At 62.6% G+C, this 15,906-nt stretch carries 13 protein-coding genes; 9 read left to right on the top strand and 4 right to left on the bottom strand.

The annotated features are described in order from the left end of the window. Nucleotides 1–71 precede the first annotated feature (71 nt). Complete coding sequence (nemA, locus tag BXU06_RS11530) at nt 72–1,175, top strand: N-ethylmaleimide reductase (RefSeq protein ID WP_077299673.1); 1,104 nt, start codon at nt 72–74, stop codon at nt 1,173–1,175. 106 nt (nt 1,176–1,281) lie between these two features. On the opposite strand, the gene BXU06_RS11535 is transcribed toward nemA, so the two are convergent. The 3 genes from BXU06_RS11535 to BXU06_RS11545 form a co-directional block, all read right to left on the bottom strand. Beyond that, nucleotides 1,282–1,686, bottom strand: a complete 405-nt coding sequence (locus BXU06_RS11535; RefSeq protein ID WP_077299675.1) for a hypothetical protein — start codon at nt 1,684–1,686, stop codon at nt 1,282–1,284. 17 nt (nt 1,687–1,703) lie between these two features. Further along, nucleotides 1,704–2,903, bottom strand: coding sequence for a porin (locus tag BXU06_RS11540; protein ID WP_077299677.1), 1,200 nt, complete (start codon nt 2,901–2,903; stop codon nt 1,704–1,706). 70 nt (nt 2,904–2,973) lie between these two features. Further along, nucleotides 2,974–4,584: a methyl-accepting chemotaxis protein gene (locus tag BXU06_RS11545; protein ID WP_077299679.1), complete on the bottom strand. Its 1,611-nt coding sequence runs from the start codon at nt 4,582–4,584 to the stop codon at nt 2,974–2,976. Nucleotides 4,585–5,919: 1,335 nt separating this feature from the next. On the opposite strand from BXU06_RS11545, the gene BXU06_RS11550 reads away from it, so the two are divergent. Continuing rightward, the gene (locus BXU06_RS11550; RefSeq protein WP_077299681.1) at nt 5,920–8,091 is read left to right on the top strand and encodes an acyltransferase family protein; all 2,172 of its coding nucleotides are present in this window, start codon (nt 5,920–5,922) and stop codon (nt 8,089–8,091) included. Here BXU06_RS11550 and BXU06_RS11555 read toward each other — a convergent pair. Next, entirely contained in the window at nt 8,021–9,175 is a 1,155-nt protein-coding gene (locus tag BXU06_RS11555; RefSeq protein WP_077299683.1) for a class I SAM-dependent methyltransferase, read from the bottom strand. The genes BXU06_RS11550 and BXU06_RS11555 overlap by 71 nt on opposite strands. 119 nt (nt 9,176–9,294) lie before the next feature. Between BXU06_RS11555 and BXU06_RS11560 the strand changes: the two genes are divergently transcribed. The 7 genes from BXU06_RS11560 to BXU06_RS11590 all read left to right on the top strand — a co-directional run bounded on the left by BXU06_RS11560 (nt 9,295) and on the right by BXU06_RS11590 (nt 15,876). Continuing rightward, nucleotides 9,295–10,038 (top strand): pteridine reductase, encoded by a 744-nt coding sequence (locus BXU06_RS11560; protein ID WP_077299685.1) that lies wholly within the window; start codon nt 9,295–9,297, stop codon nt 10,036–10,038. A gap of 393 nt (nt 10,039–10,431) precedes the next feature. Further along, on the top strand, nt 10,432–10,620 hold the full coding sequence (locus BXU06_RS11565; RefSeq protein ID WP_077299687.1) for a hypothetical protein: 189 nt from the start codon (nt 10,432–10,434) through the stop codon (nt 10,618–10,620). Nucleotides 10,621–10,628: 8 nt separating this feature from the next. Continuing rightward, entirely contained in the window at nt 10,629–11,141 is a 513-nt protein-coding gene (locus BXU06_RS11570; protein ID WP_077299689.1) for a hypothetical protein, read from the top strand. A gap of 86 nt (nt 11,142–11,227) precedes the next feature. After that, nucleotides 11,228–12,196: a tRNA 2-thiocytidine(32) synthetase TtcA gene (gene ttcA / locus BXU06_RS11575; RefSeq protein WP_077299691.1), complete on the top strand. Its 969-nt coding sequence runs from the start codon at nt 11,228–11,230 to the stop codon at nt 12,194–12,196. Beyond that, nucleotides 12,189–12,980: a polyamine aminopropyltransferase gene (locus tag BXU06_RS11580; protein WP_253189452.1), complete on the top strand. Its 792-nt coding sequence runs from the start codon at nt 12,189–12,191 to the stop codon at nt 12,978–12,980. Before ttcA ends, BXU06_RS11580 begins: the two co-directional genes overlap by 8 nt. Nucleotides 12,981–13,009: 29 nt before the next feature. Next, complete coding sequence (gene galE / locus BXU06_RS11585; RefSeq protein WP_171982203.1) at nt 13,010–14,032, top strand: UDP-glucose 4-epimerase GalE; 1,023 nt, start codon at nt 13,010–13,012, stop codon at nt 14,030–14,032. Nucleotides 14,033–14,250: 218 nt separating this feature from the next. Continuing rightward, nucleotides 14,251–15,876 carry a pentapeptide repeat-containing protein gene (locus BXU06_RS11590; RefSeq protein ID WP_077299695.1) on the top strand — a complete coding sequence of 542 codons (1,626 nt, stop codon included), beginning with the start codon at nt 14,251–14,253 and terminating at the stop codon, nt 15,874–15,876. Nucleotides 15,877–15,906: the final 30 nt, after the last annotated feature.

Below are 15,906 nucleotides of genomic sequence, written 5' to 3' on the forward strand. Positions count from 1 at the left end.
CGGCTCACCCACCGGAGCAAGAGCGGCAAGCAGGGGTGAATACACGCGGTTTTAACCCAAGGAAAACATTCATGCGCGCAGATCAATTACTCACCCCGGTACAGATTGGGGCCTTTACCCTGAACAACCGGATTGCCATGGCACCGCTGACCCGCTTGCGGGCGCAGGAGCCGGGCGACATCCCCAATACCGCGCTGGCAGCGGAATACTACGCCCAGCGCGCCGACGCCGGCCTGCTGATTGCCGAAGCCACGCAGATTTCGCCCGTGGGCAAGGGCTACGCCGGCGCGCCGGGCATTTACACCGAAGCCCAGGTCAAGGCCTGGCAACCGATTACCGCCGCTGTCCACGCCAAGGGCGGACGCATGGCGCTGCAGCTGTGGCATGTGGGCCGCATCTCGCACACCAGCCTGCAACCCGACCACGCCGCACCGGTGGCACCGTCGGCCCTTGCCGCTGACACGCGCACCACCATCCGGGGAGCCGATGGCCAGCTGGAGCGGGCCGATTGCTCGCTGCCGCGCGCGCTGGAACTGGCCGAAATCGAGGACCTGCTGGAAGATTACCGCCAGGCCACCGACCGTTCGCGCCGCGCCGGCTTTGATCTGGTGGAAATCCACGCCGCCCATGGCTATCTGCTGCACCAGTTCCAGTCGCCGCTGGCCAACCAGCGCACCGATCGCTATGGCGGCAGCGTGGAAAACCGCGCCCGGCTGACGCTGGAAGTGGTGGACACCGCCATTGCCGAATGGGACAGCGCCCATGTGGGCATCCGCATTTCGCCACTGGGCATTTTCAATGGCCTGGACGACACCGGCCAGGAAGAAATGGCCTGGTATCTGGTGGACGAGCTGGCCAAGCGCAATCTGGCCTATCTGCACCTGTCCGAGCCAGACTGGGCCGGCGCGCCAGCGCTGACTGACGACTTCCGCCGCACCCTGCGCGCGCGCTATCCGGGCAAGATCATCGCTGCCGGGGCGTACACCACGGAAAAAGCCGAAACCCTGCTCAAGGCCAGGCTGATTGACGCGGTGGCGTTTGGCCGGCCCTTTATCGGCAACCCGGATCTGGTCAGCCGCCTGCGCGAAGACTGGCCCCTGGCCGAGTTCAACCCGGATACGGTGTATGCCAGCGGCGCACAAGGTTATACCGACTATCCGGTGTACGCAGGCTGAGGCAGCACATACCCCGCAAACCACTCACCCCCTGGGCCGCCATGCTGGCCCAGGGGGTGAGTGGTATCGCCAGGGGAACCGGTGAAAAAACAGCCCCCGTAACGTGTTACGGCAGACTCAACACCACCTTCACACTGCCATCCACCGCCGCCTTGTCGATATACCCCACCGCCGCCGGATTGGCGGCCACAAATTTCTTCACCTCGCCATTGCCGCTCACCTCCTTGGGCGGGTTGCCCTTGCCGGTGAACAGCAGCTTGGACCAGGTGGCCTTGATCTGCGCGGCATTGCGGCCGGTGGCCTTGGCGTAAAAGTCTTCCTTCAGTTCGGTCTGATCCACCAGCGCGGCGGCTGCGCCGCCAAGCTGTTGCGACTTGCCGACAAACAGATCGGCCACCTGATCCTTGCTCAGACTGCCCACTGGCGATTTGGCCGAGACAATCACCACGGTTTCGGCCTGGGCCAGGCTGGCGCACAGCGCCAGGGCAACACATGCGATTCGGGTCATCATAAGGATTGGGCTCCGCATCAGAAAACAAAGTCCATGGCCAGCGTGGCCACGCTACGCGCCGACAGCGTGCTGCTGCTGCCAGACATCAGCAGGCCGGCAGTCGAGCCATGGTCGGGGCGCAAGCGGTCGTACTGGGCTTTCAGCGCCATATTCTTGGCCAGATCCCAGCGCAGCCCCAGCGACCAGCTTTTCTGGCTGGTGTTGCCGGAAGCCAGCAGGCCGTTGACGTAAGCGCCCAGCATTGGGTTGCTCACCCCGCTGTACTGGGTGTCGCTGGTCACGCGCTGACGGGCGACCATGGCATACGGGGTGAAATTGCCAAAGCGCCAGCCGCCCAGCACATACCAGCCAGTGGTGTCGGCCAGAAAGCCGCCAGCCTTGCGGATGGTGTACTCGCTTTGCACCAGCAGCTTGCCGTTGTCGTAAGCCACGCCTAGGCCGGTAAACGACGAGTGCTTGTCCTGATACACCAGCCGGTTGGCGGCCCCCGTTTCGCCCATCATGTGCAGCATGCTCACCAGGCTGTCCACCGGGCCGGCGTTCAGCGTCACCTTGGCGTCAATCCGCCCAAGGCGAACCGACCAGTCATCCCACTGGCCCACCAGATTCATCCCGTACACGCTGGCATCGCCCTCGGCGCGGGTGGCCTGCGGGTCAGAAAAACGGGCGTGGATATTCGAGCGCCCGACAAATGGCTGTACGGTCAGCTCCATCGGGCCGGCTTTGGTGCGCCACAACGCGTCTACCCCGTTAAAGTGCGAAATCGGCAGCTGGGTATACACTTCCACCGGGCCGCGCACCGGGGTCATCGAGTAGCCCACATTCAGGTAGTCCGACAGCACAAAGCCGGGCAAGGCCAGCCGGCCAGCGCGCACGCTCAGGTTGGGCGTGAGATCGTACTTGCCATATGCCCATTCCACCCGTGGGTTGAAGTTGTTGTTGACGTTTTTCTTGCTCAGCACATGCACGGTAGCCGACAGGGTATCAGTGGGGCGGGCGGTGATTTGCAGGCCCAGCTTGCTGTCGGTTTCACCGCTGCCATTGCGGTCAGTGCCATTGGGCTCGGCGGTGCCCACCCGGTATTGGGCATCCTGGCCAGACAGCTGCGTCCAGGCCAGCGTGCCATAGCCAGACACGCTGAACAGCGGCTCGTCCGCCTGGGCCAGGGCGGCGCTGGTGCTCAGGCCCAGCACAAACAGGGAAAACAAGGGTTTCATGTCACAACTCCAGATCAGTGATTCAGCAAAGCCATACGGTCGCACCGCCGCCGGCTGGCGGGCTGGCGAACTACAAACGAAAACGGGTGGTGAGGGTGTGCAGCGTAGCGGTGATGTCGCGCACCTGGCGGGCAATGCTGCCCAGCTGCTGGTTGTGCTCGTCGCTGGCCTGGGCAGAATGCTCCAGGTCGGCCAGCTGGCGGTTCAGGCTGTCAGCCTGGTCGCGCTGGCGGGCGGTTTCGCTGGCGATTGCCTCGCTGCGCCCGGCCATGGCGCTGACGTGCTCCGACACCTGGCCCAAGACGCTGCCCGAATCGTCCAGGCTGCGGGTGCCGGTTTCGGTGTATTGCAGATTGGTGGTCATGTCGCTGGCGGCACGGTGGATGCGCTGGCGGATGCTGCCGGCCAGGGTGTTGACCTCCACTGCCGATTGCTGGGTGGCCAGCGACAGCTTGCGCACCTCATCGGCCACCACAGCAAACCCCCGGCCAGCCTCGCCGGCCCGCGCCGCTTCGATGGCGGCGTTAAGCGCCAGCAGGTTGGTCTGGTCGGCAATGTCGCGGATGGTATCGACAATCTCGCCAATCTGGCGGGCGGTCTGTTCCAGCTCGGTAATACTGCGGGCAGACTCCTGCACGCCGCTGGCCAGCTGGCGCACCGCGCCCACGGTGTCCTGCATGCGCAGATGACAGGATTCCACATTGTGCCGGGCATGGTGGGCGGCCTGCGAGGTGGCCAGCGCATTGCCGGCCACACTGCCAATCGACGCCACCATGGCACGCACGCCGTCCAGCGTCTGCCCCAGCGCATCGCGCTGGGCATCATGGCGGCTGGTGGTGTCCTGGGTGCAGCTGTCCAGCGTGGCCACCACGTCTTCCAGTGCGTGGATATGCTCGACCATTTGCCGGGTGCTGGCGTGCAGATGGGCAATAAAGCCATTGAATGCCTGTACCAGCCGGCCAATTTCATCATGGCTGGTTTCCGGCAGGCGCACGGTCAGGTCGCCATTGCCCTGCGACAGCGCGCGCAGATTGCCGCTCAGCCCTTCCACCTGGCCCGATACCTGGCGGGCGACATACCACGACCCACCCACCCCCAGCAGCATGGTCAGGCCCAGCAGCCCGCCCAGCACCAGGCCAAACTGGCGGGTGGATTGCTCGATCTGGTCGATGCGCTGGGCCAGCGCCTGCTGGCTGAACTGGTGCAGCGCAGTCAGCGCCTGCTGGGTGCGCTCCAGTGCGGTTTTCATGCCCTGCGCCTGCTCGGCGGCGTGGGCCATGTCCAGCTTGCCGGCGGCCATTTGCTCGGCCATCTGGTAGGCCAGGGCAAAATACGCCTGCGCGGCCTGCTTGCCGCTGCTGGCCTGGGCGGCCAGTTCAGGCGCGGCGGCCAATTGGGTGAGGGTGCGGGTTTGCTGTTCGTGCAGGGTATTGGCCAGCGTCAGCGAATCGGCATCGCCTGTGGCGGCGGCGCTGTTAAGCACATTGACAATCTGCTCTTGCCGGGCCAGCAGCGCCTGGGTGTGCTCCAGCCGGGCCAGGCCCTGTTGACGGACAAAATCCAGATCGGCTTGTTGTTGCCGGGCGTTGACGCCATGCATCACGGTGAGAATCAGCAGACCGGCACACAATAACAAAGGAAGCAGCAGGAATTTTTGGCGCAGGGTCAGGCGGTTGAGCATGGGGTAACCATCAGCAGGGTAAGCAGTGTCGTGACGCCAGCCAGGCTGTTGGCGGCCTGAATCACGGTGAAGTGCGAGGCGGCATCATTTTAGTATCAAAATTGATGATATGTAAATTACGAATGTATCAATGTGCGGCAACTGGGCACACCACACACATCCGCTGATACGCCTAGTAGCCAGTCACGTTGAAACACGATGGCTCACGTTCCACGACGAACCACTCGCCGCGCCCCACCGCGTCATTCCCGCGCAGGCGGGAATCCAGGCGTGTCCACAGCGTACAGCGGGGTGAGCGCTCATCAGCGCTACCTGCGCCATGCCCACCGCGCACGCTGTGGCGCGGTCTGGGTTCCCGCCTTCGCGGGAACGACACCTGAGGTGAAACTCATGCCGAAAGCGGTCTAATCGCCTGTCAGTCGATTCAGATCATCGTGACTGGCTACTAGTAGCCAGTCACGCTGAAACACAAGGGTTCATGTCGCCACGAAGAACTACTCGCCGCACGACACCGCGTCATTCCCGCGCAGGCGGGAATCCAGGCGTGTCCACAGCGCACAGCGGGGTGAGTTCTCACGAGCGCTTACCTGCGCCATGCCCACCGCGCACACTGTGGTGCGGTCTGGGTTCCCGCCTGCGCGGGAACGACACCTGAGGTGAAACTCATGCCGAAAGCGGTCTAATCGCCTGTCAGTCGATTCAGATCATGGTGACTGGCTACTAGTAGCCAGTCACGCTGAAACACAAGGGTTCATGTCGCCACGAAGAACTACTCGCCGCACGACACCGCGTCATTCCCGCGCAGGCGGGAATCCAGGCGTGTCCACAGCGCACAGCGGGGTGAGTTCTCACGAGCGCTTACCTGCGCCATGCCCACCGCGCACACTGTGGTGCGGTCTGGGTTCCCGCCTGCGCGGGAACGACACGTCAGATGAAACTCATGCCGAAAGCGGTCTAGGCACCAGTCAATCGGTTCAAATCATGGTGACTGGCTACTAGTCTGACATCGCCGTCTACCTTGACACCAGGCCATACCGATTGGCTTGAGACACCTCACACTTGCACACGGCATGCCATACGGCATATTCCATTGCTGTATGCCGAGTAAGTTGTTATGATTCCGCCACCACTCGCGCCACGGCGTAGCAGCCTTGGCCAGGCATGCGGCAAGGAGCCACAACACCGCCAGAAATGGGCAAGACGGCCTCTCTCAGCCAGATGCCTTGACACCCTGCTCCGGCCCGTATGGCGGTGCGCCAGACAGTCAATCACTCAGCAGACATACACGCTTCCTGCTGGCAAAGCCAGAAACGTGATGAATACGGATAACACAACGTGGCAGTCAATCACTCCAGCCCGTCAGTTCCTGCAATACCGCACCACCTTGAACACAATGCATTCAAATATCGCCCGGATATTGACGGGCTACGCGCCATTGCCGTGCTGGCCGTCGTGGGGTTTCATGCTTTTCCGGCCTGGATTCAGGGCGGGTTTGTCGGGGTGGATATCTTCTTTGTGATTTCCGGCTTTTTGATTTCCGGCATTCTGTTCAAGGAATTGGACAACGCCAGCTACAGCATTGTGCAATTTTACCAGCGACGCATCCGGCGCATTTTTCCGGCTCTGCTTCTGGTGCTGTTCCTGAGCAGCGTGCTGGCCTGGTTCATCCTGCTGCCCGGTGAATATCAGCAGTTTGGTACGCATGTGCTGGCAGGGGTGGGGTTTGTTGCCAATCTGGTGCTGTGGTCAGAAAGCGGCTATTTCGATAGCGCCGTGGAAGCCAAGCCCCTACTGCATTTGTGGTCGCTGGGGGTAGAAGAACAGTTTTATATTGTCTGGCCGCTGCTGCTGGCGCTGATCTGGAAAACCCGCAGCCATATTGCGTGGGTGCTGGGCGGATTGGCGTTGGCGTCACTGGGGCTGAATCTCTGGCAAACCGGGCAGGATGCAACCGCTGCATTTTATGCGCCATACACCCGCTTCTGGGAGCTGCTGATTGGTGCCGCACTGGCCTACTGGCGGTTTATGCAAAAAGACCCAGCGCCAGCGCTTGGTGCATGGCGCGCGTCAGGACTGTCAGCAACCGGCCTGGGGCTGATACTGGCCAGTTGTACACTGCTGGATAAAACCCAGGTGTTTCCTGGCTGGCGAGCGGTATTGCCAGTAGCCGGCAGCGCCATGCTGATCGCAACAGGTCCGCACGCCTGGGTCAACCGTCATGTGCTGGCCAATCGGGTGATGGTGTGGATTGGCCTGATCAGCTTTCCGCTGTATTTGTGGCACTGGCCGCTCTTGTCGTTTGCGCACATCCTGGACAATGCCACCCCCACCCGCCCCATCCGGCTGGCTATGGTGCTACTGTCCTTTGTGCTGGCCTGGCTGACTTACCAATGGGTTGAAAAACCAGTGCGCTACCAGCTGAAAGGCCATCGTCCGCTGCTCGTGCTCATTATACTGGCCTTGGCGCTGGCAGGCTGGGGCGCGCTGGGCATGCAGGGCAAGGTAGCACCACGCCATACCAACCCGGATTTGCAGCGGGTGCTGGAAGCCAGCAAGGACTGGGCCTATCCAGATCACCTGGCCAAGATGCAGATTGACGGACAACGCATCAACTATCTGACCGCCGGCACATCCAGCACGCTGATGCTGGGAGACTCTCATATCGAGCAATACAGCCCGCGCATACTGGCCCTGCACCAGCAACAGCCCAACCGGCTGAACACCGTGTACTGGAGCACGACCGGTGGCTGTCCACCCATTCCGCAGGTATTCAACGGTGCGCAGCAAAGCTGCGACAAGGCGCTGAATGCCGCACTGGCACTGATTCGGCAGCGCCCGGTTGAAAATATAGTGATTGGCGGGTGCTGGAATTGCTATTTCAACCCGCCGCCCGAGGTCGCCATGACGAGTTGCCCATCCGGCCAGGGCCTCTATTTTATGGAAAACGGCCAGAAAGCCGACCTCCAGAGTGAGCAAGGCAAGCTCAAGGCAATGGCAGCGTTGGGACAGTTGCTGGCCACCTTGAGCAAAACGCACAAGGTTTATCTGCTGCTGGATAATCCGCAGCATGCCAACCAGGCTCCCGCCCGCTACCTCCGTGGCAGTCGCTGGTCGGCGCTGCACCTGCTGCCGGTCAGCCACACCGCCATTGCGCTGGATGATGCCACGCTGGCGCTGCATGCACAGTTGCGCCAGCTTGCGGCACAAGCCGGAGCCGAAACCATCGACCCCCTGCCATCGTTATGTCGTGACGGCAACTGTGCCATTGCCAGCCGCGATGGGCAGTTTCTCTACAAGGACAATAACCACCTGCGCGCCAGTTATGTGGCGCAACAGGCCAGCTATCTTGACCACACCGTGCTGACACGCCGTCCGGCTGACATCCATGCTCTGAGCCGGCCTTCTGCCCCGGTCAGGGCCGATCAGCGCAAACCGCCTACAACGCCGCCGAACGGTCATCCCGGCCAAAACCGGGCAGCAAATCGTCCAGCTCAAGGTGACGGCTAAAGGCAATCACCTTGAACAGCTCGCCCATTTCCGCCGGGCTGACCAGCTTTTGCGCCGCTGCCGCCGCCTGAAAATACGCGGGCGTGCCAGATGGCAGCGCCGCCAGCGCATCAAGCAGGCCGGCGTCCAGCAGATAGCTGGCCTGGCTGGTGTAGCCTTCCAGCTGCCAACCGGCTTCGGTGGCTGCCGCCCAGATGGCAGAAAAATCCACATGGGTGGTGATGTCCTGCAGGCCAGGCCAAAAAAACGGGTCGGCGTGGCTGTGGTGGCGGTAGTGGCACATCAGCGTGCCACGATGGCGCTGCGGGTGGTAATACTCCGCCGCCGGAAAACCATAGTCCACCAGCAGCAACACCCCCTGGCGCATGCAGCCGGCCAGGCTGCGCACAAACGCCTGGGCGGCAGGCTGCACCTCAGTCAGGTAGTCATCCGGCGGATCATGCGCCAGCACGGCAGCGGCCAGGCTGGCATCGGCCAGCGGGCGGTCCTGCCAGGCAAAGCCGGCACCGTCCGCCACCACGCCGCGCTCCAGCCAGTGCGCCGCATGCTGATACAGCAGATGGCAGGGCATGGCGTCGAGCACTTCATTGCCCAGCATGATGCCGCAAAAATCTTCCGGCAGCGCCGATAGCCACGCCACCCGCGCCAGCAAATGCGGCGCACCCGCCGCCAGCGTATCGCGCTGGCGCTGGGCCAGGTCGGCAGACACTTCCAGAATGGCATAGCGCGCCGGCAGGGCGTTCTGCGCCTCCAGCGCCAGCAGCAAGTCCAGCGCCAGCTGACCAGAACCGGCACCGATTTCCAGCACCTCGCCGCCGGTGGCGCGCAACACGGCAGCCACCGTGCTGGCCAGGCTTTGCGCAAACAGCGGGGTCATCTCTGGCGCGGTGACAAAATCGCCGTGTGGGCCAAACTTGCGGCTGCCGGCGCTGTAATAGCCCAGCCCCGGCGCATACAGCGCGTGGTGCATGAACTCGGCAAACGACAGCCAGCCACCGCCGGCGGCAATCTGCTGGTGTAACAGGGCACTCAGGCGCTGGCTTTGCGCTTGGGCGGCTTCATCGGGAACAGGCAAGGCGCTCATGGTCGGGTCGGGTATACTGTGGGCCGCTGATTGTCGGTGAATTTGCCAGTGTTGAGAAGCAGGACGCGCCCGCCACAGCAGCCCGACCGGCCCCGACAATGCCCGCCACGGAGACCCTCATGCCTTATCCTGTTGCCCTGATTACCGGCGCGGCCCGACGGGTCGGTGCCGCCATTGCCCGCACCCTGCACCAGCAAGGCTTTCGGGTATTGCTGCATTACCGGGGGTCGCAACAGGCCGCCCAGGCGCTGGCCGACAGCCTGAACCAGCTGCGCCCGGCGTCGGCGCACTGTCTGCAAGCCAACCTGCTCGACACCGCCGCGCTGCCCGGCCTGATCGACCAGGCGCTCAGTTGCTGGGGCCGGCTGGATGCGCTGGTGAACAACGCCTCCAGTTTTTTCCCCACCGCAATCGGCCAGATTGGCGAAGCCGACTGGGACGACCTGATCGGCTCCAACCTGAAAGCCCCGCTGTTTCTCACCCAGGCCGCCGCCCCGCATCTGGCCGAACGTCAGGGCGCGGTGGTCGGGCTGATCGACATCCACGCCGAACGGCCCATGCCCGGCCACACCGTATACAACCTGGCCAAAGCCGGCCATGCCCAGCTGATCCGCACCCTGGCGCTGGAACTGGCCCCGGCAGTGCGAGTCAACGGCGTGGCACCGGGGGCCAATGTCTGGCCCGAAGGCGAATCGGTATTCGACGCCACCGCCCGCGCGCATATCCTGCGGCAAATTCCACTGCAACGGGTAGGCACGCCGGACGACCTGGCCCAGGCAGTGGCGTTCTTGCTGTCGCCTGCGGCGGGGTATATCACCGGGCAGATTCTGGCGGTGGATGGTGGGCGGAGTATTGTGCAGTAGGCTATGCGCCACCCTACTAGTAGCCAGTCACGTTGAAACACGATGGCTCACGTTCCACGACGAACCACTCGCCGCGCCCCACCGCGTCATTCCCGCGCAGGCGGGAATCCAGGCGCGTCCACAGCGTACAGCGGGGTGAGCGCTCATCAGCGCTACCTGCGCCATGCCCACTGCGCACGCTGTGGCGCGGTCTGGGTTCCCGCCTTCGCGGGAACGACACCTGAGGTGAAACTCATGCCGAAAGCGGTCTAATCGCCAGTCAGTCGATTCAGATCATGGTGACTGGCTACTAGGATGCAAGGAAGTCATTGATTTTTCAAGAGTGAGTAGCTTGTTCCATCCTCGCTTTTACTCTACCATCTTGATGTTTTGCTCTATTTGAGGATCTTGCCGATGCGCGCTACCATCGTCAGCCGTGAGTCTATTCGACGCGCGAACGAAGCCATGAAGCAACATAAAACCATAGCGGACTATCAGCTGCCTCCGGCGGTGGCGAGCACCCTGGAGCGCTCGCACTACTCCATGGCCGAGCTGAACCACCACTTTTCGCAAGTTGCGTCGAGCCCATTCAAGAAGGACTGAGGCTTGCCATGGCCACACCACATCATCAAACTTTTGATCGACTGGTCAACGATCAGACCGGGTTTGTCGGGCGAGTGGCGTATACATTTTACAAAAATGACAAGCTGGCCTGGATTCGTGGCTTTCACGATAAACATGGCCGCGCGCCCAGTGATGATGAGCTGGCCTTGTACTTTCATATAGGCATTGATCAAGCCCGGCTTGACGCTTATCTGGCTGAAGCTGAGCGGACGCTGAATGAGTTTATTGACCTGACGGCCAGTGAAGAAATACGTCGCGGCATCGAGGCGTATCAACAATCTGATGTGGTGAAGCGTTGCGAAAACATCCTGAATGGCAGCAAAAAAACCACCTGGCAAGCCGTCAAGGAATCATTGCTGTCCAGCGTATTGTCTTCTTTCATCATCACCGGCCTCTCGGTATTGCTGTACTTGGGTAGCGTGGCCGTATTTGACGACTTTCGAGGCTTGATCCACCGTCTCACCGCGCCTGAGCCCGTATCGGCTACGGCCAGGCCATAGCCAGAATCCTTCACCCCACCCAGCCCTCCCTCGCCCATTCTCAGGTAAAATCCCCAGCTTTTACCGCCTGTTAGCGTAACTCTCGCATGAACTCCCCCACTCCGGCACCCGACGCCGACACGCTCAAGGCTGAGCAAAAAGCCCAGTACAACGCCAACAAGCTGACCAAGCGCCTGCGCCACCATGTGGGTGACGCCATCAACGACTTCAACATGATCGAGCCGGGCGACCGGGTGATGGTGTGCCTGTCGGGCGGCAAGGACAGCTACGCCCTGCTGGACATCCTGCTGGGCCTGCAAAAATCCGCGCCGATTGATTTTTCGCTGGTGGCGGTCAACCTCGACCAAAAGCAGCCGGGTTTTCCCGAGCATGTGCTGCCGGCCTATCTGGACAGCCTGGGCATTGAATACCGCATTGTCGAAGAAGACACCTACAGCATCGTCAAGCGGGTGATTCCCGAGGGCAAAACCACCTGTAGCCTGTGCTCGCGCCTGCGCCGGGGCATTTTGTACCGGGTGGCCGACGAGCTGGGCGCCACCAAGATCGCCCTGGGCCATCACCGCGACGACATCCTGCAAACGCTGTTTCTCAATATGTTCTACGGCGGCAAGCTCAAGGCCATGCCGCCCAAGCTGCTGTCCGACGATGGCAAGCATATGGTGATCCGCCCGCTGGCCTACTGCCGGGAAAAAGACCTGGAGCGCTACGCCGAGCAGCGCGAATTCCCCATCATCCCGTGCAATCTGTGCGGCTCGCAGCCCAATCTGCAACGCCAGGTGGTCAAGGAGATGCTCAACGACTGGGACCGGCGCTTTCCGGGGCGGATCGAAACCATGTTCCGCAGCCTGCAACATGTGGTGCCCTCGCACCTGGCCGACCCGACACTGTTCAACTTTGCCGGCCTGGCGCTGGGCGGCGCGCTGCCGGACGAAGGCGGCGACACCGCGTTTGACCGCGAGGAATTCCACGACCCGCAGCCAGACGCCGACGACCGCCCGGCGCGCCCGGTGATCAGCATTCTGGATTCGCGGCCAAAGGACAGCGCCTGTGGCTAAGTTTCTGCAACGCCGCCGTGGCCGGGATAGCGGCCCGGCGCTGCCCGATGTACGGGTGGCGGAAGAACGCGGCATCCGCTCGCTGTATCTGGGCAGCGACACCATTCAGTCGTCGATGCGCCTGTCCGACCCCATCGAACTGGTGCTGACCTACACCCACGCGATGATGGGCTTTCTGCTGTGCGCGCCCACCCCCTCGCGGCTGCTGCATATTGGCCTGGGCGGCGGCAGCCTGCCGCGCTTTTGCCACGCCCGCCTGCCGCAGGCCAGCAATGTGGTGGTCGAGCTCAACCCGGAAGTCATCGCCGTGGCGCGCAGCCTGTTTGCCCTGCCGGAAGACGAACGGCTGCAGGTGATTCACGGTGACGGGGTGGACTATGTCGGCCAGGCCACCGCCGAATTTGACACCGTGCTGGTGGATGCCTTCGACGGCCACGACCTGATTGCCGCCATGGTGGCCGAGCCCTTCCTGCACGACTGCCGCCAGGCGCTGACCGCCTCGGGCGTGCTGGTGATGAATCTGTGGGGCAACCACCCGCACTACCGCCGCCATGTGGACTGCCTGCGCCAGGTATTTGATGGCCGCGTGCTCACCCTGCCAGCCGCCTCGCACGGCAATGTGGCCGCGCTGGCGCTGGCCAACTCGCCCGGCCACAGCCTGCGGCTGGACGCGCTGGAAACCCGCGCCCGCCAGCTGACCGCCGACGTCGAGCTGGATTTCATGGCCATGGTGGCCGCGCTCAAGCGTGACAATCCACATACCGCGTCAAGGCTGCTGCCATGAACGCCTCAACGATTCTGGACACAACCGCAATGCAAAACTCAGGCTGGATTCTGGTGACCGGCGGTGCCGGGTATATTGGCGCGCACACCTGCGTGGCGCTGCTGGAGGCCGGCCATCAGGTGCTGGTGTTCGACAGCCTGGTGAACGGCAGCACCGAAGCGCTGGCCCGCGCCAGCGCGTTGGGCGGCGGCGAGATTGCCTTTGTGCAGGGCGACGTGCGCGACCGCGCCGCGCTGGACGCGCTGTTTGCCCGCTACCCGGTAAGTGCCGTGCTGCATCTGGCCGGGGTCAAAGCCGTGGGCGAATCGGTGCGCCAGCCGCTGCACTATTACGAGGTGAATGTCAGCGGCAGCCTGAGCCTGTTGCAGGCGATGGACGCCGCCGGGGTACACACCCTGGTGTTCAGTTCATCAGCCACCGTGTACGGCGCACCCGTGCGGCTGCCGATTGACGAACAGGCCGCGCTGGGGCCGAGCAATCCCTACGGGCGCAGCAAGCTGATGGTGGAAGACCAACTGCGCGACCTGTGCGCCGCCCAGCCGCACTGGCGGGTGGCCATCCTGCGCTACTTTAACCCGGTGGGCGCGCACCCCTCCGGCCAACTGGGCGAAGACCCCCACGGCACGCCGGATAATCTGATGCCCTTTGTCAGCCAGGTGGCAGTAGGCCGCCGCCCGGAACTGGCCGTGTTCGGCAACGACTACCCCACACCGGACGGCACCGGCGTGCGCGACTACCTGCATGTGTGCGACCTGGCCGCTGGCCATGTGGCGGCGCTGAAGGCACTGCCAGCACAAGGCGGGCTGCTGACGGTGAACCTGGGCACTGGCCGTGGACACTCCGTGCTGGACGTCGTGCGCGCCTTCGAAGCCGCCAGCGGCCAAACCGTGCCGCTACGCTTCGCCCCCCGCCGCCCCGGCGACATCGCCGCCTGCTGGGCCGACCCCAGCCGCGCCGAACAGCTGCTGGGCTGGCGGGCGGAGTGCGATTTGGATGCGATGTGCCGGGATGTGTGGCGCTGGCAGCGGGGGAATCCGCAGGGGTATAGGTAGGGGCGTGGATAGTGGGCGGCACGGTATTGCTCAAGCAGGGTTTTTGTGTATTTTCTTGGGGTGCTGGTTGCCTGGTGGTATGAGGCCGCCCCGGCTGGAACGCGCGGCACCGATAAACCCGCAAGCCGGGCGCACTTGGTCTGCGGACTGTTGCTCAATTTCAGCGCGTTGCCGCCAACGCGCTAGCGTGGATCAACCGAGGAGAGAAGATCGTGGCAATGATCGAAATCAAGAACCGCTGGAACGGCAAAGTTCTGTACAGCGGAGAGCATGAAAATCTCAAGGAGGCTGTTAAAGAGAAGTCCGACATCGATAGCCTGCTCGGTGACTTAGGCCTGGCCGATGCCGACCTGGCCGGTGCCGATCTGTTCACCGCCAACCTACCCGGTGCCGATCTGGCCGGTGCCGATCTGTCCAACGCAAAGCTGGTCGGCGCCAACCTGGCCCGTGCCAACCTGGCCGGCGCAAATCTGGCCGGCGCAAACCTGGCCCGTGCCAACCTGGCCGGCACCGATCTGGCCGGTGCCAATCTGCCCAACGCAAATCTGGCCTGCGCAAATCTGGCCGGCGCAAACCTGGCTGGCACAAACCTGACCGACGCAAACCTGGCCGGTGCCGATCTGCCCAACGCAAAGCTGGCCGGCGCAAACCTAGCCGACGCAAACCTGGCCGGCACCTATCTGCCCAACGCAAAGCTGGCCTGCGCAAATCTGGCCCACACAAACCTGGCCAGCGTAAACCTGTCCAATGCCGATCTGTCCGGTGCCGATCTATCCGACGCCTACCTAACCCGCGCAAACTTGGCCGGTGCCAACCTGTCAGGTGCCAACCTGCCTGGCACCAATCTGTCTGGCATCAATCTGTCCAGTGCCAATCTATCCGGTGCCAATCTGTCCGGCGCCAGCCTGGCCCGCGCAAACCTGAGCGATGCAGATCTGACCAGTACCGATCTATCCGGTGCTGATCTGTCCAAAGCAAAGCTAGTTGGTGCCAATCTATCCGGCGCCAATCTGTCCGGTGCCAGCCTGGCCCGCGCAAACCTGAGCAACGCAGATCTGACCAGCACTAATCTGTCCGGTGCCAATCTGTCCGGTGCCAATCTGTTCAACGCAAACCTGGCCGGTGCCGATCTGTCCAACGCCAACCTGAGCGACGCCGACCTTGGGGACGCAGACTTGGCCCGCGCCAACCTGATCGACGCAAACCTGGCCCGCGCAAACCTGGCCCGCGCCAACCTGTCCGATGCCGATCTGTCCGATGCCGGTCTATCAGATGCCGATCTGTCTGGTGTCGATCTGTCTGGTGCCGATCTGTCCACCGCCAACCTACCCGGTGCCGATCTGTCCGACGCCGACTTAACCCGCGCAAACCTGACCGGTGCAAACCTGGTGAGTGTAAACCTGGCCGGCGCAAACCTGGCCGGCGCAAACTTGGCCGATGCAAACCTGGCCGACGCGAAAGTTGGGTTTGGTAGCGATCAGGTGTGCCTAGTTGGCACCCGTCCAATTGTTCAGCTTGGTCCGATTGGCCCGAGAAACGGCTGGCTGATAGTTTTTTGGTGCGCAGACGCAGGCGTGCGCATTAGTGTCGGCTTTCGGCAGCAAATCACCGAGCAAGAATTTATTGAACTGCTCAGCGATACACGCGCCACGAACTTCTTTCTTGAATTGATGAGCGATACACATGAACTGCATATGCAGATCGATACACACCTCACGAATTTCCACGCTCAACATTATCTGGAGGCGCTTTCGTTTGCCAAACGCATTTTGAAAGACCAGGAGAAAGACCAGGAAGAGGATTGGTCTGAGGAAGATTTGACGATTGAGTCCCTTGAGGAATGATACGGGACGAATAATAGGGGACAGACCCCG

Origin of the sequence: Aquaspirillum sp. LM1 (genome assembly GCF_002002905.1) — a bacterium.
Classification (GTDB): Bacteria; Pseudomonadota; Gammaproteobacteria; order Burkholderiales; family Aquaspirillaceae; genus Rivihabitans.